The sequence below is a fragment of the Mesorhizobium sp. GbtcB19 genome (assembly GCF_019091085.1).
GTDB lineage: Bacteria > Pseudomonadota > Alphaproteobacteria > Rhizobiales > Rhizobiaceae > Mesorhizobium.
Genome location: NZ_JAGXJY010000002.1, coordinates 200134 through 217786, shown reverse-complemented (window position 1 = coordinate 217786; position 17653 = coordinate 200134). Strand labels below are relative to the sequence as shown.

The window sequence follows — 17653 nt, the reverse complement described above, 5'->3', positions numbered from 1 at the left end:
AATTTGCTGGCCGTTTTGCGCCAAGGCGGGCCTGCAGGCTGCTAATCCCGCGGTTCGCGGCCCTTGAGGATCGCTTCCGTGAAGGTGATCTCGGTGAACAGCTTGCGCGCGGTGTGGTCATTGATGTCACCGCGGCGCAGCATGGCTTGCAACTCGGCGCGCTCGGCCCCGATGCCGGCAAGCCTGAGCTCGACCTCGATGCGGCCGGATTCGCGCGCCTCGGCGCGGGCTTCATCGGCGCCGTCGGACAGCGAGATGCGGCGCCGGTAGATGGAGGCGACGCTCTCGGCGATGGCGAGCTTCATCTCAGCCGCCTCGCCCTCGTTGCTGTCGCCGGCGAGGCCTTCGATCCTGGCGATGGCCGCGTTGGCGGCGCTGACCCGTGCCCGTCGCTCTTCGGCTGCACCGGGATGTTCGCCTGGCTCGACGAGGCCGCGCGCGACCGTCGGCAGCGCAAGGCTGGCAATCGCCAGCGAGCAGATGATGACGCCGGCGGCGAGGAAGATCACGAGATCGCGCGCCGGAAAAGGCGAGCCGTCCTGCAAGGTGAGCGGCAGGGACAGGATGCCGGCCAGCGTGACGGCGCCGCGCACGCCGGCGATCGAGCCAGCAAGCCTGACGCGAAAGCCGAACGGTTCGGCCTTGCGCTTGCCTAGCCGCGCTGCCAGCACGGCGCCCATGTCGCCGATCCAGATCCAGACATAGCGCAGCGCGATCAGGCAAAGCGTGAGCAGCAGCACGGTCAATGCCGGCTCGAACAGCCAGTGCCGGGTCGTCAGCTCCGGCGGCACCTTGCGGATGATGTCGGGCAGTTGCAGGCCGAGCAGGATGAAGAGCGAGCCGTTGAACATGAAGATCAGCATCGACCAGAGCGAAATCGTCTGGATGCGCGCCGAAACCGCCATGTGGCGGACGATGCCGGAGTATCCGGTCAGAAGGCCGGCGGTGACCGCCGCCAGAATGCCGGAAGCGCCGAAATGCTCGGCGATCAGGTAGGCGACGAAAGGCAGCAGCACCATGACCAGCACCTGTGCTTCGGCCGGAGTGCTGGTGATGCGGCCGAGGATCTGCAACGACTTCGCGGCGATAAACAGCGCAGCAACGCCGGCAAGAATGCCGACCGCGACCGCAAAGAGAAAGCTCAGCGATGCCGCGGCAAACGAAAAGCTGCCGGTCAGCGCCGCGGCGACCGTGAAGCGGAATATCACCAGGCCGGAAGCGTCGTTCAGCAGCGACTCGCCTTCCAATATGTGCATCAGTCGCGCGGGAACGAGATTGCGGTCGACGATCGAGGATACGGCGACCGCATCGGTCGGCGACAGCACGGCGGCAAGCGCGAAGGCGACGACCAGCGGGATGCTCGGCACCAGCCAGTGCAAAGCATAGCCGAACCCGACGATGGTAAAGAAGACCAGCCCGATGGCGAGGTCGAGGATCGGATCGCGCAACGCGATCAGCTCGCGCTTCGGCGCCGAAAAGGCGTCGCCGAACAGAAGCGGCGGAATGAACACCAGCAGGAACAGTTCCGGATCGATCTCGACATGCAGGCCGCGCGCCGGCCAGGCAAGCGCTGCGCCGATCGCGATCTGCAACACCGGCAGCGGCACGCGCACCAGCCGCACCAGCGCGCCTGACAGCGTCACGAAGGCGAGCACGACGAGGATGAAGATGGCGACGTCCATGGCGCGATTCCGGCTCCCTGGCGGACCATGCGCAATTGAGCGCGCCGCGTCCAGCGATGCCTTCCGACTCGGCCTGACTTGAATCTCGACACGCCTTAAACAAAAAAGGCCGCTGCGAGAGCGGCCTTTTTGGGTTCAGGATCAGACGCTTACTGCGCGGAGCTGATCTGCAGCTCTTGGGCGCCGTCGAGGCCGTAAATGTCGTCGCGGAACTGCACGACGCCCGGGCCGGTCGACCAGGCCGACAGATAGAGGAAGTGCACCGGCACAGGATTGACCACATTGATCGGCGTGTTCTCGCCGGTCTTGATCGCCGCTTCGAAATGCTGGCGGTCCCAGCCGGGCGTGTCGCGCAGGATCCAAGTGACGAGGTCGCGCACGTTCTGGACGCGCACGCAGCCGGACGAATCGAAGCGCATCAGCTTGCCGAACAGGCTCTGCTGCGGCGTGTCGTGCATGTAGACGCCGTCCGGGCTCGGGAAGTTGATCTTGACCGAGGCCATGGCGTTGTTGCTGCCAGGATCCTGGCGGAAACGATATTTCGCGGCATCGTCCGTCGACCAGTCGACATTCATCGGATCGACTTCGCTACCGTCCGGCGCGAACAGCCGGATGTGGCTTTCCTTGAGGTAGTTCGGGTCCTTCCGCATCAGCGGAATGATGTCCTTGCGCACGATCGAGACCGGCGCGTTCCAGTACGGATTGACGATGATCTCGTTGATCTTCGAATTCACGATCGGCGTCTGGCGGTCGATCTTGCCGACGATGGCGGTATGGCGCAGCACGACGCGCTCGTTCTCGACCGCTTCGATCTGGGCGCCGGGAATGTCGACCAGCACATAGCGGCTGCCGAGCGTGCCGGCCTTCTCCTTCAGGCGCTGCAGGTTGGTCTGCAACTGGCCGAGCCGGATCTGCGCCGAGACGTTCATCGCCGTATAGGTGTATTTGCCCATCGAGCCGTCGGCCGGCAGGCCATGACGGAGCTGGAAGCGCTTCACCGCCGAGTCGACATAGGAATCGAAGGCCGTCGAAATGCCGGCGCTCTGCGGCAGGTCGCCCGAAACCATCAGGCGCTTGCGCAGCGGAACGACATCCGGATCGTCGACGCCGAGCTGCAATTTCTTGGTCGCGGGAACCTGCTCCCAGCCACCCTGCGAGACGATGTTCTGGTATTGCGCGACCGCCTGCTCGGTAAAGGCGACGGTCTGCTGGCTGAAGATCGGCAGCGTCGAGGCGACCTTGTTGGTGTCGCTGGCGCGGGCGTCGAACTGGTCGTCCCAATTGCCGCGCGTAGAGGATTTCAGGATGTCCCCGACCACGTCCTGCGCGCTGGCATGGCCGGCGACCATCGCAGCGGCGAGCGCGGAGGCTCCGGTGAGGAAGAAACGGCGGCTGGTTCTCATGGCAGACATTCTTGCTTAATCGCTCTCGCTCAATTCGCTTGCCGGGCGGCTTGTCCGCACTCTAGGGGTGGCAAACTTAACAATTCGCCAACCATGACCTCCATCGCCGGCTGCCAGAAACGCGCTGCCGCCACGCAGGTTCCAAGGAGCGCAGGGCACAGGCCCGCAGCATCACCCACACTTCGCATTGCCCGCGATTATGGCGGCAACGTGGCCTTGGCCCGCGATTTGCTTGCGGCGGGAAGGTGAAAGAAAGGGCGGCGATGCTTTTTTGCATCGCCTGGATGCAGCCGCTCGCCGCCGCCTTTCACACCTGCTCTTATTTCATCCGTTTCGGGCAGAGGGCTTTGAGTTGCTCGATCGTATAGTCGTAGCCGGACGCACCCGAGCATCGAGCACCACATTACCGTCGACGTCGTTGATCTGGTATTCGGTCGGGCTTCCTTCGGGGCTTCGGCTCTGGAAGATGGCCTCGGCGGAAGCGGATGGAGGCGAGGGTTACCGCGGAGATCGCAAGCAGGACATAGCGCGTGAGGCCCTCCCCTTTAAGCGGCAATTTGCCGGATAGTGCAGCGGCTGAGCCCCCTAGAGATACACTGATTAGAAACGGATGGCCCCGGCAACACGTTTCTAATTTAGACAGCGGATTTTACTGCGAGCCTGGCAACGCAACTTGCGAGTTACTGCTTGTTGATACTGACGCGATACTTAGCGAAGCGTTCACCGCCGATCATGACCGGGCTATGGGACCCGACTCTAAAAACCATCTGGCCACCGTTCCAATCGACGTTTTTTGCGTCGATCCAATCCGACAATCCTTGCACTTCAACAGATAGCTCACCGGGATTAAACCCGAACGAATCCGAGTAGGCCAAGCTAAACTGGTAATGCCCCTTGGGTGCGTTCATCGAGTAAACGTGAAGAGCGTCTACGTATTCGTAGCCTTTCGCGCAATCCCCAGTGCCCGGGTGGCTCCGTAGAATGATCGAAACTGCGCCGTCGACACTCCGATTCCCGGTAAAATTGCCAAGCGGGATTGTCCCAGGACGGCTGTTGGTCGGAACTTCTGGAGGGTAACCTTCAATATCCAATGCGACGCTGTTTGACCCGTCAGGATTATGAGCGACGCCGCTCGAAGTTAGTATTTGAAGATAATAGGTTCCCCTTGTGAACTCCTCATCAATCGTGTCCCCAACAGCCCCTTTATACTCTTTGAGAAAGTGCCGATTTCCATCGTAGGTGTCCATCCATAATGTCTGTGGAGGGCTTTCATTCTGGTGAATATAGATATGCGCGCGATTGCCGCTCACACCGAAACGAAAAAAAGCGCTCGAATAGACCGGGCTGTTGAACAATACCTTTGCCTCGCGGTGCAAACATGGGAGGTAAGGAAAGCCATTACCTGGTACCGTTCTCGCAATATCTAACGCTCCTATATCCTCGGCGCCCTCAAAAGTGTTTGGTGGAGACTGCGACGGCGCAGCGTCTGACGAAATTCCAAGTACAAAAAGGCTCCCTACAAGGAGCGCACGAGCGGAATGTTGCATTAACCCCTCCCATCGGCGCGGCAAGCCCGATCCAAAAGGACGCTAGCAGCTTCTACGGAATTGTTAAATGTCAATATTTTGGTGCGCCCAGTTAAGACGCACTGCTCATGTAGTAGAGGTCATCGCCCTCACACGTTTCCCATCACGCCGGTTGCGGAACTACGAGGGGCACGGAAAATCGTAAGCCCGTCAACGGACCTTCCCTATGAGCCTGTTGGAGCTGAAGCAGGGATCGGCTCCACCGCCTGCAGGGTGCATGTGCTAGCGCCGCGTTTTTCCGCGCGTAGGACTTTGGGAAGGTGCCGGATCTTCTGCACCTCATGATTTGCGCGGCATGTGACGCCGTTAGGCCAAAGTCTGATCGCAAGAAGACAGGGACCGGCGCCTCTTGGAACCGGCCCTCTACTATTTCCCACGGGGCCGCGCTTCTTCAGCGCGGCTCGAAACGTTGTGTCCGCTTACATCCGATACGCGATCGTGTCGTTCCAGAAGCGGTCGAGGCGCTGCAGGGCGCGGTTCATCTGCTTGAACTCGTCGGTGTTGATGCCGCCCACCGCTTCGATCGAGCCGACGTGGCGCTCATAGAGGCCGGCCACCACGTCGGCCACCTCGTTGCCCTTCGGCGTCAGCGAGACGCGCACCGAACGGCGGTCGATGCGCGAGCGCTGGTGGTTGATGAAGCCGAGGTCGACCAGCTTCTTCAAATTGTAGGAGACGTTCGAGCCGAGATAGTAGCCACGCGAACGCAGCTCGCCGGCGGTCAGCTCCGAATTGCCGATGTTGAAGAGCAGCAGCGCCTGGATGGCGTTGATGTCGGAACGGCCGTTGCGGTCGAACTCGTCCTTGATCACGTCAAGCAGGCGGCGGTGCAGGCGCTCCACCAGCTGCAGCGATTCCATATACAGCGAGCGGATAGCCTCGCGGCGATCGTCGGATACGTTTGCGGTCTTCGCCGCCGGACGCGAATTGATCATTGTCTTTGCCTCTCGTTTGTCGCCTTGGTGATTTTTTGTTTTTCACCTTGATCGCGACACTATCGAATACTCATAAAATTCGACTTAAACGCCAGGGCTAACAAGAGCTTACCGGTAAGAGGTTTCGGAAGACGCTTAACGATCGGTCACCCGAGCAAGAACAATTAACCTAAAGATTTAGGCAATGGATTTTGCAGGTAAACGGGCTCGGAAATCGGCCCGGGAAGCCGGTCTTCGGCCGGCTTTATGAGTGGAGCATGATGTCGTGCGAAAACCGCTTCACGCTTTTCGGCATCATGCTCTATTGGCGCAGCTGGCGCTTCTGCAGCCAGATGGTGACGCGAAAGACGATGTAGAGCAAGGCCACGCAGGCATGCGAGACGACGATCAGGATGCGGTGGCCGAAGAGATCGGGAAAGCCGGCATACATCACCGTCTCGGTCGCGGCGCAGATGAACCAGATCACCGGCCCCCAGGACGCCAGCATCCAGAGGCCGGCGGCCGCGAAAGGAAAGAAGACGGCCAGCATGGCCGCCGCCACCTGCCAGTGCACCGGCATCAGGTCGAAGCGCCACAGCTCGCCCGGATAAATGCCGATCAGGCGGATCCAGTAAAGGATGCCGAACAGCAGGCAGTAGCCGGCGATGACGCGCTGGAACCAGGCGAAGATGATCTCGGTGGTCGAGGGCTGCAGCACCACGCGCCTGGAGGTCACTTCGTTCACAGGACGAGTTCCTTATCGCCCAGCGACGCGAAATAGCCGTCGATGTCGGCGGCGCTGACCTCATCCAGGCTCGCCGGCCGCCAGGCGGGCGTCGAGCCCTTGTCGATGATGGCGGCGCGGATGCCCTCGTAGAAATCATGGCCGGCAAGCATGCGGTTCAGGATGCGGAACTCCATCTTCATGCATTCGTCCATCGACAGCGTCGATCCCGCGCTGATCTGGCGCCAGGCGATGTTGAGGCTGGTCGGCGAGCGGGTTTTCAGCGTCGCCAGCGTCTTCGCGGCAAAAGCGTCTTCTGCCCCGGCCCGTTCCAGGCTGGCGACAACGTCGGCGAGCGACGGCTGCGAAAAGTGGCGAGCGATGGCCTCCAGGTCGTGCCGCTCGGTCTCGCGCTTGGCCGGCACGAAGAAATCGCGCAATTCCGCATTGGCGTCGCCGCTCGTCGCCAGCTCGTCGAGCAGGCCCGCCTGGTCCGCGGCCTTGACGGTGTGGGTGGCGAGCCCCGACCACAGCGCGTCGCCATAGCGGATGCGGTTTCCCGTCAGCCCGAGATACATGCCGAACGAGCCGCCGAGATCCGGCAGCAGATGGCTGCCGCCGACATCGGGGAAGAAGCCGATGCCGACCTCGGGCATGGCGAACTGCGCGTTCTCGGTCAGCACGCGATGCGAGCCGTGGAAGGAGATACCGACGCCGCCGCCCATGACGATGCCGTCGATCAGCGCTACATAGGGTTTCCTGAAGCGGGCGATACGGGCGTTCAACCGGTACTCGTCGGCAAAGAAATCGACCGGCGGCCTGCCGGCGCGGCCGGCCTCATAGATGTGCAGGATATCGCCGCCGGCGGAAAACGCCCTGCCCTCGGCCTTGACGACGACGACACCGACGCCGGCGTCCTCTTCCCAGGCATCGAGCGCCTTGCCGAGCGCCTTGACCATCGAATGCGTGACGGCGTTGAGCGCCTTCGGCCGTGTCAATGTGACGACGCCCGCTCTGCCCAGTCGCTCGAAGCGGATCTCGTCGCCTCCGCCAAAATCCATCACCAGGAGAATCCCTTCTCTGCGCCCTGCCCGGGGGAGAGAAGTGCTAAAGGCGGCATGGGGAGGCGTCAATGGTGGCGATCCCAGCGCTGGCGGGCCGTCGCGCCAGATGTTAGGTAACCGGCAAAGCACCGTGCCCGCGCCCCGACTGGTTTCGAGCAGCGACATGCCTGGAATTTCTCGCTTCGTGGTTGGACTGGTTGGCCTCCTGGCGCCGGGAGTTGCCGCGCATGCCGCGACGATCCCTGAGCTCTACCAGGCGCAGGCGATCGTCACCGGCACTGGAGAGGTCAACCGGCAGATCGGCTTTCGCGAATGCCTGGACAAAGTACTGGTCAAGGTCTCGGGCGACCAGCGGCTGACGCAGAAGCCGGAGATATTGGCGCTGCGCGACAAGGCGGCCGACTTCGTCCAGTCCTTCCGCTACCACGACCGGCTCGAAGGCATCCCGATCCATGACGAGCAAGGCACGCATGACCGGCCGCATGACCTGACCTGTCTCTATAAGCCGGCAGTCATAGACAAGCTGCTGGCGCAGCTCGGCAGCCGGCCATGGCTGGGTGCACGGCCGCTGATCGAGGTCTTCATGACCGCCGAGCAGGGCTCGCGGCATTTCGTGCTGACGCCCGACGAGGAACGCGGTAACGCGATGCGCGAATCCTTCGCCAACGCCGCCGCTCCTCTGCTGATGCGCGTCAGCTTTCCAAAGACCGGGCAGCTTGGCGAGCTCGACGAGAAGGCGCTCGCTACGGCCGACATGGGGAAACTAGACCAGCTTGCGAAGAAGGCCGGCGCGGCCCGCGCGCTCGCCGGCGGTATCGTGTGGAGCGACAAGGAGCTCGGCTGGGTCGCCGACTGGCGGCTGGCCGATCACGGCAAGACCTATCGCTGGCAGGTGCGCGGCGTCAGCTTCGATGAAGCGTTTCGGGTTGCGATAAGAGGCGCGGCGCAGATCCTGTCGGGGCACGGGCAGCCTTAGGCGTTCCTCGCCCCACGAAGTGGAGAGAGGTGGCTCGGCGAAGCCGAGACGGAGAGGGGGAGCGCCGGTTCCGTCGGCAAAAGCACCTCGTATTGGAAGACTCTCCGCCCTACGAAAGCCCCCTCTCCGTCCGCTTCGCGGACACCTCTCCCCCGCCTCCGGCGGAGGCGAGGAACCCGCGATCAGCCCTGGCACAATCGTGTCGCATTGGTCAGCGGCTAAGACGCGTGGTAAAAGCCCGGCGAAAAAGAGAGTTTAGGCGATGAACAAATTCACCCCCGCAAAACCGGCCGGCGCGCGCAGCGTCGACGAGATCACCGGCAGCCGGCGGCTGAGGCGCATGCGCAAGGCCGACTGGTCGCGCCGGCTGGTGCAGGAGAACCAGCTTTCGGTGAACGACCTGATCTGGCCGATCTTCGTCATCGACGGCAAGAACAGGCGCGAGCCGATCGCCGCCATGCCGGACGTCTATCGCCTGACTATCGATCTCGCGGTGAAGGAAGCGGAGCGTGCGGCCAAGCTCGGCATTCCGGCGATCGCCACCTTCCCCAATGTCGAGCTTGGGCTGCGCGACCAGACCGGCTCGCACATCCTCGATCCGGACAACATCATCAACCGCGCCACGCGCGCCATCAAGCACGCGGTGCCAGAGATCGGCATCATCACCGATGCCGCACTCGACCCCTTCACCAGCCACGGCCACGACGGCATTTTGCGCGACGGCATAATCGTCAATGACGAGACAGTGGAGCAGGTCGCGGCCGCGGCCGTCATCCAGGCCGCGGCCGGCGCCGACATCATCGCGCCGTCCGACATGATGGACGGCCGCATCGGCGCCATCCGCGACGCGCTCGACGCCAACGGCTTCCAGGACGTGGCGATCATGTCCTATGCGACGAAGTTCGCCTCGGCCTTCTACGGCCCCTATCGCGAGGCCGTCGGCACCGCCGGCCTGCTCAAGGGCGACAAGAAGACCTATTACATCGACCACGCCAACTCGGACGAGGCAATGCGCGAGGCCGAGCAGGACCTCGCCGAAGGCGCCGACATGCTGATGGTCAAGCCAGGCCTGCCCTATCTCGACATCATCCGCCGGCTGAAGGACGAGTTGCAGATGCCGACCTTCGCCTACCAGGTGTCGGGAGAGTATTCGATGATCAAGGCAGCAAGCGCCAATGGCTGGATCGACGGCGAAAAGGCGATGCTGGAATCGCTGCTCGCCCTGAAGCGCGCCGGTTGCGATGGCGTGCTGACCTATTTCGCGCCGACCGTGGCGGAGATGCTGCGGGGGTAAGCGACATTGCTGCGGGGGCTGGGCAAGCGCTTCAGGTCGTTGTTTGTTGCCGCGCCGCGTGGCGACACTACGACAATCGGCTATCACGCCTATGTCACTCTTCACGACTGCATCGTGCCGAGTTCCACTCTGCCCAGCGCCATCGGTCCGCTCTCGGAAAAAAACAAAGCCGCGCTTGACGCCGCATGGGACGAGTTGGAGAGCGGCCTTGCCGGCTGGCGAACGAAGCACCTGATCTTGGCGTCGGACGCGGCTGCGGAAGTCCGGACCAATTTGTCGCCCTCCGACCTGGCCAACACCGTGGTTTCCATTCTCGTCGATCAGTCCGGATCGATGCGTGGCCAAAAAATACTGTATACAGCCGCTTCCGTCGACATCGCGCAGGAGTTCCTGAGGACGCTCTGCACAAAGGTTGAAGTGCTGGGCTTCACCACGCGCACTTGGCGCGGTGGGAATTCGCGGCACACCTGGGATGCGGATGGCCGACCTAAAAATCCAGGCAGGCTGAACGACCTGCTTCATATCGTATACCGCGATGCCAGCGACACGCGGCAGAGCAGCATCGGTCACACTATCAAGCCGATGTTGCGGCCGGATCTGCTCAAGGAAAACATTGACGGTGAAGCTATCGAATGGGCCGCTGGGCGGCTGCGGGAACGTCCTGAAGCCCGCAAAATACTGCTTGTCATTTCTGATGGGGCGCCAGTGGATGATTCAACGCTTCAAGCCAATGGCCCGCGCTATCTCCATGACCATCTCTTGCAAGTGGTTCGGCATCTGGAGGCCACCGGCGACGTCGAGTTGCTCGCGATCGGTCTGGCCTTTGAGGTCGACAACTATTACCGCGTTTCGACGAACTGCGAGGCGCCGGATGAGCTCGGCAAGGCCATGTTGGTGGCATTGCAGCGCCAGCTTGTCGAGGGTCGAAGCAAGCTTGCTGGCGATATTGAGTTTGGCGGCAAGCCGGTCGCGCGTTAAATACCGTTTGCAATATGCAATCGGTTTAGCTACTCCATAACCACTTGCAATTTGCAACCGGTTAGGAGGAAATCCGTGTCCAAGCTCCGTGTCAATTGTTTTACGATCTCGCTCGATGGCTACGGCGCCGGCCCCGACCAGAGCCTCGCCAACCCGCTCGGCGTGGGCGGCGAAAACCTGCACAAATGGATGATCAAAACCCGCTCGTTCCAACAGATGATCGGCAAGGAAGGCGGGACGACGGATACCGATGACGAGTTTGCCGTGCGCAGCTTCGAGAATGTCGGCGCCTGGATCCTCGGCCGCAACATGTTCGCGCCGAGCCGCGGCGAATGGCCGGACGACAACTGGAAAGGCTGGTGGGGCCCCAACCCGCCCTATCACGTGCCGACCTTTATTTTGACGCATCACAAGCGCGCGCCGATCGAGATGGAAGGCGGCACGACCTTCTACTTCGTCACCGACGGCATCCATTCGGCGCTCGAACAGGCGAAGGCGGCGGCGGGCGGCAAGGATGTGCGCGTCGGCGGCGGCGCCTCGACCGTGCGGCAGTATCTCGAGGAGAAGCTGATCGACGAGATGCACCTGGCGGTCTCGCCTCTTCTGCTCGGCTCAGGAGAGCATCTGTTTGCGGGGCTGGACATGCTGAAGCTGGGCTATCGCTGCACCGGCCAGGTGGCGACGGCCGATGCCACGCATGTGATGGTTGGACGGGCGTAGGCAGGGCTCCTCCTTCTCCCCCTGTGGGAGAAGGTGTCGCCGAAGGCGACGGATGAGGGGTGTTCCAGGGAACACCAACGCCTCACTCCGCTGGAGCACCCCTCATCCGTCTCGGCGCTAAAGCGCCGATCCACCTTCTCCCACAAGGGGAGAAGGGGAGTCACCGCCTCAATACTTCTCCGGCACATATAGCTCGCGCGGCAGCACCTGGCGCTCGTATTGCGGGTTGAAGACGCGCTCGGGCAGCGAGATTTCTTCGTGCGGCACTTCCTCATAGGGCAATTGCTGCAGGAGATGATCCATGCAGTTCAGCCGCGCCCGCTTCTTGTCGTTGCCCTCGACGATGAACCAAGGCGCTTCCGGAATGTTGGTGCGGGCGAAAGTCTCTTCCTTGGCCTTGGTGTACTGTTCCCAGCGCACGCGCGACTGCAGGTCCATCGGCGACAGCTTCCACTGCTTCATCGGATCGTGGATGCGCATCAGGAAGCGCATCTGCTGTTCCTCGTCGGTGATCGAGAACCAGTATTTGACCAGCGTGATGCCGGAACGGACCAGCATGCGCTCGAATTCGGGCACGTCGTGGAAGAATTCCTCGACCTGATCCTGTCCGGCGAAGCCCATCACGCGCTCGACGCCGGAGCGGTTGTACCAGGAGCGGTCGAACAGCACGATCTCGCCGCCGGCCGGGAGATGCGGCACGTAGCGCTGGAAATACCATTGCGACTTCTCGCGCTCGGTCGGCGCCGGCAGCGCCACGACACGGGCGATGCGCGGGTTGAGCCGCTGGGTGATGCGCTTGATGACGCCACCCTTGCCGGCGGAATCGCGGCCCTCGAAGATCACCACCAGCTTCTTCTTGTGGTAGGCGACCCAGGATTGCAGCTTGATCAACTCGGACTGCAGCCTGAGCAGCTCGCGGAAATAGGTCATCCGCTCGATGGATGGCGGATGCGACTTCTTGTAGATCTTGGCGATCTCGAGCGAGAGCGCCGGCTCGGAAAGCTCCAGCTCATAATCTTCGTCGAGCGTGTCCTCGAGTTCGGCTTCGAGCCAGTCCTTCGCCCCGGAATTTGTTTTGAGTTCGTTCATCGCGCAGCTCCTGCCTGCCAGCCACCTTGCCTCGGATGCGTTCCGGCGGCACCGCAAACGCAACTCCGTAAGCCGACTGAGATACAGACGCGCAATGACGGTTTTATTGCAAGCGCCGCTCTACGATGCTGGACCAGCCGATATGTGATCGACGCGTATCGATAGCGGGGCGACAGGCCGTCCGATTTGTCCTACAAATCCCCTCGCCCTTTTGCCGGCGCCACTTCAAACAAAAATTGCGAGGATCTGACATGGAATACCGCACCCTTGGCCGTTCCGGCCTCAAGGTTTCGACGCTGACGCTTGGCACCATGACCTTCGGCGGCACCGGTCCGTTCGCCGCCGTCGGCAATTCCGATCTTGCGGAAGCCAAGCGCATCATCGACACCTGCATCGATGCCGGCATCAATCTCATCGACACCGCCAATGTCTACTCCAACGGCCTGTCGGAGGAGATCATCGGCGAGGCGCTTGGCGGCAAGCGCAAGAACGATGTGCTGATCGCCTCGAAAGCGCGCATGCGCATCGGCAGCGGCCCAAATGACGAAGGCCTGTCGCGCCACCATCTGATCCGCGAATGCGAAAAGAGCCTGAAGCGACTTAAGACCGATGTCATCGACGTCTATTTCGTCCACCAGTGGGACGGACTGACCCCGGTCGAAGAGACGATCGCGGCGCTCGACACCTTGGTCAATCAGGGCAAGATCCGTTACATCGGCTGCTCCAACTGGTCCGGCTGGCAGGTGATGAAGGCTCTGGCCGTCAGCGACAGCCGCCACCAGGCCCGTTTCGTCACCCAGCAGATTCACTACACGCTGGAAGCGCGCGAGGCAGAGTACGAATTGCTGCCGATCTCGGTCGACCAGGGTCTCGGCGTGCTGGTCTGGAGCCCGCTGGCGGGCGGCCTGCTCTCCGGCAAATATCATCGCGACAGCCCGACCGCGCGCCAGCTCGGCGGTTGGAAGGAACCGCCGATCCGCGACGAGGACCGCCTGTGGCGCATCGTCGACGCGCTCACCGATATCGGCAAGGCGCGCGGCGTCTCGGGCGCCCAGGTGGCGCTCGCCTGGCTGCTCGGCCGTCCGGCTGTGAGCTCGCTGGTGATCGGCGCCCGCAACGAGGCGCAGCTCAAGGACAACCTCGCCGCGGCCAGCCTTTCGCTGAGCGAGGAAGAACGGCTGCGCCTCGACGCGGTCAGCCGGCCGCCGGTGCTCTACCCCTACTGGCACCAGCAGTTCACCGCCAGGGACCGTTTCGGGCCGGCCGATAAAGTGCTCGACCGCTCCCACGCTTAGAACGCTGCGGGACCTAGCCGGCGATAAAGCGCCAGACTTCGGCATCGGGCTTTATCTGCCCGCTCAGCACGAAATATTTATAGAGGACGAGCAGCGAGATCGCCTGCTCGTCCTGTTCATTGCCGAATTTGCGGCAATAGGCGTTGGCGGCGGCGGTTATCCGTGCCGCTTCGGCGGGATGCCTTTCGAAATAAGCCACCTTGTCGGCAAGGTCCGAGAAATCCTGATCGAGCGGCACGTAGTGGACATTGGGCTCGACCTGGGCCTCGGCAAACCAGGTTTCATAGGTCGGCTCCGGCATCAGGCAGAGCGAATTGGAGCTCATGATCCATTTGAGGTTCGTCGCGACGTCATTGCCTTCCAGCGAGACGATGTAGCGATAGCGCCGCTGCTCCTCGATGTTCAGGAACGGCTTGCGATAGCCGTCCGGCGCATCGGTCCTATGGGAACCCGCATCGCAGATCGCCAGGTCGGCTGCCTTTTCCACGAAGCGGGTGCGGATAGGATTGTTGAGGTGGCCGCGCCAGACCACCATCGGGCGCTTGGCGGCGAACGGCAGGCTGTCGGGCGGCATGTAGAAGTGGCGGAACTTGTTCAGCTTCATCAGCACGCCATTGGCGTTGTCGTCGCCGATGGGCCGGTCCTTGACGATCCTCGGGACTTCCGGGATGCCGACGACGTCGCCGAATTCGAAATCGATCAGCAGGCCGGGATCGAAGTAGCGGGCGAATTCCTTGAGATCGTAATAATACATGCTGGAAGAGGTCGGCAGCTTGCCGACGGCGATGGCGTCCGGACTGGGCACGAACGGGTGTTCCAGCTTGTTGTAGTAGTTCAGTCGCTCGCGAACCGTCTTGCCCGAGAGCCTGGCCTGTTCGAGCCGGCCGGCCAGGCGGTCGCGGAACAGGGACTGCGGTGCGCGGTCACGCGCGAAATTCCGCGCGTAGTAGAACAGCTTTGCGGCGGTTCGTGAGATCGTGGCCATGCGTCCGCGTGTTCAGCAAGATGATCAATGGTAGTCGGCCTTCATCCCCCCCTCGTCTCCTACAGCATTCTCCCGGCCATGTTGCAAGCCTGCTAATGCGGTTGGACACACGACAACTTACGCTGCGACGACAGCGAAACCTCTGGCGCGCAAGCCGCGCCGGTCGTCGTGGAGTGAATTGACCAGCCGATCGCGGCTGCCGGCGATGTGGGCGGAAAGCAGGCGCGCCGATTCGTCTGCATCGCCGGCCCTGACGGCGGCGAGGATGGCATGATGTTCGGCCCAGGCGCGGCCGAGCGCCTTTTCATCGCGCACTTCCAGCCAGCGCGCCCGCGACAACCTGGTCATCGCATCGCGAACCGCCCTGAGCAGGAACTCATTGCCGGAAAGCCTCGCCAGTTCGATGTGGAAATCCATGCCGACGCGGTGCCATTCCTCGCGCGGCGTCTCCGCGTCGCAAGAATCGAGCATCGCCGCGATCACGTCGATCCCGCCGCGATCCTCGAGCGCGGCCGTCAGGCGGACCGCCGCGACCTCCACCGCCTCGCGGTAGACGGCGATCTGCCCAAGCTCGGCAAGATTGATCGGCGCCACCGTCCAGCCGCGGCCGTCGCGGCCGATCAGCCCTTCCGTCTCCAGGCGCAGCAGCGCCGCCCGCACCGGCGTGCGCGAGGCGCCGAAACGGCTCTCGATCCAGCGCTCGGTCAGCCGCTCGCCAGGGCCGATCTCCAGCCCAAGGATCATCTCGCGAAGCTGCCTTTCGACATTTTGCATCTGCGACATTGTCGTTCCGCTCTTCAGAGCCGCATTGACAGCGGCTGGTGTCAGGTCCATGACGAATACCGGCTTGGTATCCCAAGTTGGTATCCGTAACAACCCCAGCATTGGCATGCGCGACATGACGCCGAACGAATCCGAACAGAGCGGCTTCAACATCCATTGGCGACGCAACCTCGCCGTCTGCTTCGCCGGCTCGTTCAGCACGCTCATCGCTATGACGCTGCTGCTGCCGTTCCTACCGCTTTACGTCGAGCAGCTCGGCGCCGAGGGCCATGCGGCGATCGTGCAGTGGTCGGGCATCGCCTATGGCGCGACCTTCTTCGCCGCGGCGCTGGTGGCGCCCCTGTGGGGACGGCTGGGCGACCGTTACGGCCGCAAGCTGATGCTTGTGCGCGCCTCGTTCGGCATGGCGATCTGCATGTCGCTGACCGGCATGGTCCAAAGCGTCTGGCAACTGGTGCTGCTGAGGCTGCTGATCGGCTTTGCCGGTGGCTATTCGTCGGGATCCACGATCCTGGTGGCGATGCAGACGCCCAAGGAGCGCTCGGGCTGGGCGCTGGGGGTGCTGGCGGCGGGCATCACGGCGGGCTCGCTGGTCGGACCGCTGCTCGGCGGGCTGCTGCCGCCGCTGATCGGCATCCGCGCGACCTTCCTGCTTTCCGGCGCCGTCATCTTCCTGGCGTTCCTGGCGACGACATTCCTGATCAAGGAGAACCCGCCGGCGCCCAAGCCCGCCTCGGCGGCGAAGCCGAAAAGCGGCTGGTCGCAGATCCCGGACAAACGGCCGGTCGTCGCCATGTTGACCACCGGCATGCTGCTCGCCTTCGCCACCATGTCGATCGAGCCGATCATCACCGTCTATGTGCAGCAGCTCATCGAAGACCAGAGCAAGGTGACCATGGTCGCCGGCGTCGTCATGTCGGCGGCGGCGCTCGGCACCATCCTGTCGTCATCCTGGCTGGGAAAGCTCGCCGACCGCGTCGGCCATTGGAACGTCGTGGTCGGAGCGCTTGCCGTCTCGGCGCTGCTGCTTGTTCCACAAGCTTTCGTCACCGACGGCTGGCAGTTGATCGGGCTGCGTTTCCTGATGGGCCTGGCGCTGGGCGGCCTGTTGCCCTGCATCACCAGCGTCATCCGCCACAACATCCCCGACGGCATTGGCGGCAATGTGCTTGGACTGGCTATCTCGGCGCAATATGTCGGTCAGGTCGCGGGGCCGCTGTCCGGCGGCTTCTTCGGCGGGCATTTCGGCATGCGCTCGGTGTTTCTGGGCACGTCGGCGCTGATGGCGCTGGGTGCGGCATACAACTGGATTGTCCAGTCGCGCCGGTCGCGGCATATGCTGATCGAGGCTGGCGAATCCCGGTAGGATCGTCGGTCAAACCAAAGCACGGAGCATTCCGCATGAGCCTCGCCACGCAATCGTCGAACGGCGGCAGCCGACTTCTCGTGCTGGCTGGCGGGCTCGTCGGCGCGGCAGGCGTGGCACTGTCGGCTGCCGCCGCGCACCGCGGTGGCGCCTTCACCGGCACGGCGGCCAACTTCCTGCTGATGCACGCGCCGGCGTTCCTTGCCATCGGCCTGGCGGGCGGCAACCGCTGCCTGAGGATCGCGAGCTTCGTCCTGCTCGCCGGCTTGCTGCTGTTTTGCGGCGATCTGCTGGCCCGCGACTTTCTCGGCTCACGGCTGTTTCCGATGTCGGCGCCGATCGGCGGCACGCTTTTGATCGCCGGCTGGGTGGCGATCGCCGTCTCGGCGCTGTGGCGAGGTCGGCCCTAGACCTATTTTCGGCCAGCACGCCGCTTACGCTTGCGCGCGGGCAGCTCACCGACGCGGCGCCGTTCAGGCTGCTCGGTTCCGGGCGTGATGCCCCAGTAGTTGCGATAGATATCCTGAAACAGATGACCAATCGGATGCATGACAGCCTCCTCTTAATTGAATCGATCCAATCGAACGATGCGAAAAATGGCTATAGGTCAGCCGCGCTTGCGCTCCACGAAGAAGCGCGGCTCGCGCTTCCAGGGACTGAATCTGCCGCGGCGCTTCTCGCTGGCGGTGACCGAGGCGATGCCCCAATCGTTTCGATAAATGTCCTCGAACAGATAGCTCACCGGATGCATGGCACCCTCCTGATGAAAGCCGCTTCACCATGAAGCGGCAACT

General features: G+C 62.8%; 18 protein-coding genes. 7 read left to right on the top strand and 11 right to left on the bottom strand.

Annotation, left to right across the window (positions count from 1 at the left end):
• Window positions 1–41 precede the first annotated feature (41 nt).
• From KVT37_RS04990 to KVT37_RS04965, 6 genes are all read right to left on the bottom strand, one after another.
• Window positions 42–1682 carry a Na+/H+ antiporter gene (locus KVT37_RS04990; RefSeq protein WP_217570300.1) on the bottom strand — a complete coding sequence of 547 codons (1641 nt, stop codon included), beginning with the start codon at window positions 1680–1682 and terminating at the stop codon, window positions 42–44.
• Between the two features lie 149 nt (window positions 1683–1831).
• Window positions 1832–3085 (bottom strand): murein L,D-transpeptidase, encoded by a 1254-nt coding sequence (locus KVT37_RS04985; protein ID WP_217570298.1) that lies wholly within the window; start codon window positions 3083–3085, stop codon window positions 1832–1834.
• Between the two features lie 680 nt (window positions 3086–3765).
• Entirely contained in the window at window positions 3766–4632 is an 867-nt protein-coding gene (locus KVT37_RS04980; protein WP_217570296.1) for a hypothetical protein, read from the bottom strand.
• A 458-nt stretch (window positions 4633–5090) separates the two neighbouring features.
• A complete protein-coding gene (locus tag KVT37_RS04975; protein ID WP_040983294.1) occupies window positions 5091–5606 on the bottom strand; it encodes a MarR family winged helix-turn-helix transcriptional regulator in 516 nt (171 codons plus the stop codon).
• A 301-nt stretch (window positions 5607–5907) separates the two neighbouring features.
• Window positions 5908–6330 carry a DUF6163 family protein gene (locus KVT37_RS04970; RefSeq protein ID WP_217570294.1) on the bottom strand — a complete coding sequence of 141 codons (423 nt, stop codon included), beginning with the start codon at window positions 6328–6330 and terminating at the stop codon, window positions 5908–5910.
• On the bottom strand, window positions 6327–7370 hold the full coding sequence (locus KVT37_RS04965; RefSeq protein WP_217570292.1) for an enoyl-CoA hydratase/isomerase family protein: 1044 nt from the start codon (window positions 7368–7370) through the stop codon (window positions 6327–6329). Before KVT37_RS04965 ends, KVT37_RS04970 begins: the two co-directional genes overlap by 4 nt.
• A gap of 166 nt (window positions 7371–7536) precedes the next feature.
• Between KVT37_RS04965 and KVT37_RS04960 the strand changes: the two genes are divergently transcribed.
• The 4 genes from KVT37_RS04960 to KVT37_RS04945 all read left to right on the top strand — a co-directional run bounded on the left by KVT37_RS04960 (window position 7537) and on the right by KVT37_RS04945 (window position 11341).
• On the top strand, window positions 7537–8349 hold the full coding sequence (locus KVT37_RS04960; RefSeq protein WP_217570290.1) for a DUF2066 domain-containing protein: 813 nt from the start codon (window positions 7537–7539) through the stop codon (window positions 8347–8349).
• Window positions 8350–8611: 262 nt separating this feature from the next.
• A complete protein-coding gene (gene hemB, locus KVT37_RS04955; RefSeq protein ID WP_217570288.1) occupies window positions 8612–9643 on the top strand; it encodes a porphobilinogen synthase in 1032 nt (343 codons plus the stop codon).
• 6 nt (window positions 9644–9649) lie between these two features.
• Window positions 9650–10621, top strand: coding sequence for a cobalamin biosynthesis protein CobT (locus KVT37_RS04950; RefSeq protein WP_217570286.1), 972 nt, complete (start codon window positions 9650–9652; stop codon window positions 10619–10621).
• Between the two features lie 75 nt (window positions 10622–10696).
• Window positions 10697–11341, top strand: coding sequence for a dihydrofolate reductase family protein (locus KVT37_RS04945; protein WP_217570284.1), 645 nt, complete (start codon window positions 10697–10699; stop codon window positions 11339–11341).
• Window positions 11342–11509: 168 nt separating this feature from the next.
• Here KVT37_RS04945 and ppk2 read toward each other — a convergent pair whose 3' ends face one another.
• The gene (ppk2, locus tag KVT37_RS04940) at window positions 11510–12430 is read right to left on the bottom strand and encodes a polyphosphate kinase 2 (RefSeq protein WP_217570282.1); all 921 of its coding nucleotides are present in this window, start codon (window positions 12428–12430) and stop codon (window positions 11510–11512) included.
• A 251-nt stretch (window positions 12431–12681) separates the two neighbouring features.
• Here ppk2 and KVT37_RS04935 point away from each other — a divergent pair, with 251 nt between their 5' ends.
• On the top strand, window positions 12682–13725 hold the full coding sequence (locus KVT37_RS04935; RefSeq protein WP_217570280.1) for an aldo/keto reductase: 1044 nt from the start codon (window positions 12682–12684) through the stop codon (window positions 13723–13725).
• A gap of 13 nt (window positions 13726–13738) precedes the next feature.
• Here KVT37_RS04935 and KVT37_RS04930 read toward each other — a convergent pair whose 3' ends face one another.
• Together KVT37_RS04930 and KVT37_RS04925 are read right to left on the bottom strand one after the other, a co-directional pair.
• Complete coding sequence (locus KVT37_RS04930; protein ID WP_217570278.1) at window positions 13739–14710, bottom strand: glycosyl transferase family 90; 972 nt, start codon at window positions 14708–14710, stop codon at window positions 13739–13741.
• 117 nt (window positions 14711–14827) lie between these two features.
• Complete coding sequence (locus KVT37_RS04925; RefSeq protein WP_217570276.1) at window positions 14828–15493, bottom strand: GntR family transcriptional regulator; 666 nt, start codon at window positions 15491–15493, stop codon at window positions 14828–14830.
• Window positions 15494–15608: 115 nt separating this feature from the next.
• Here KVT37_RS04925 and KVT37_RS04920 point away from each other — a divergent pair, with 115 nt between their 5' ends.
• A complete protein-coding gene (locus KVT37_RS04920) occupies window positions 15609–16859 on the top strand; it encodes an MFS transporter (protein WP_217570274.1) in 1251 nt (416 codons plus the stop codon).
• 35 nt (window positions 16860–16894) lie between these two features.
• Complete coding sequence (locus tag KVT37_RS04915) at window positions 16895–17269, top strand: DUF423 domain-containing protein (RefSeq protein WP_217570272.1); 375 nt, start codon at window positions 16895–16897, stop codon at window positions 17267–17269.
• Between the two features lie 2 nt (window positions 17270–17271).
• Here KVT37_RS04915 and KVT37_RS04910 read toward each other — a convergent pair whose 3' ends face one another.
• Together KVT37_RS04910 and KVT37_RS04905 are read right to left on the bottom strand one after the other, a co-directional pair.
• Window positions 17272–17409, bottom strand: a complete 138-nt coding sequence (locus tag KVT37_RS04910) for a hypothetical protein (RefSeq protein WP_217570270.1) — start codon at window positions 17407–17409, stop codon at window positions 17272–17274.
• A 57-nt stretch (window positions 17410–17466) separates the two neighbouring features.
• Window positions 17467–17610 (bottom strand): hypothetical protein, encoded by a 144-nt coding sequence (locus KVT37_RS04905; protein ID WP_217570268.1) that lies wholly within the window; start codon window positions 17608–17610, stop codon window positions 17467–17469.
• Window positions 17611–17653 lie beyond the last annotated feature (43 nt).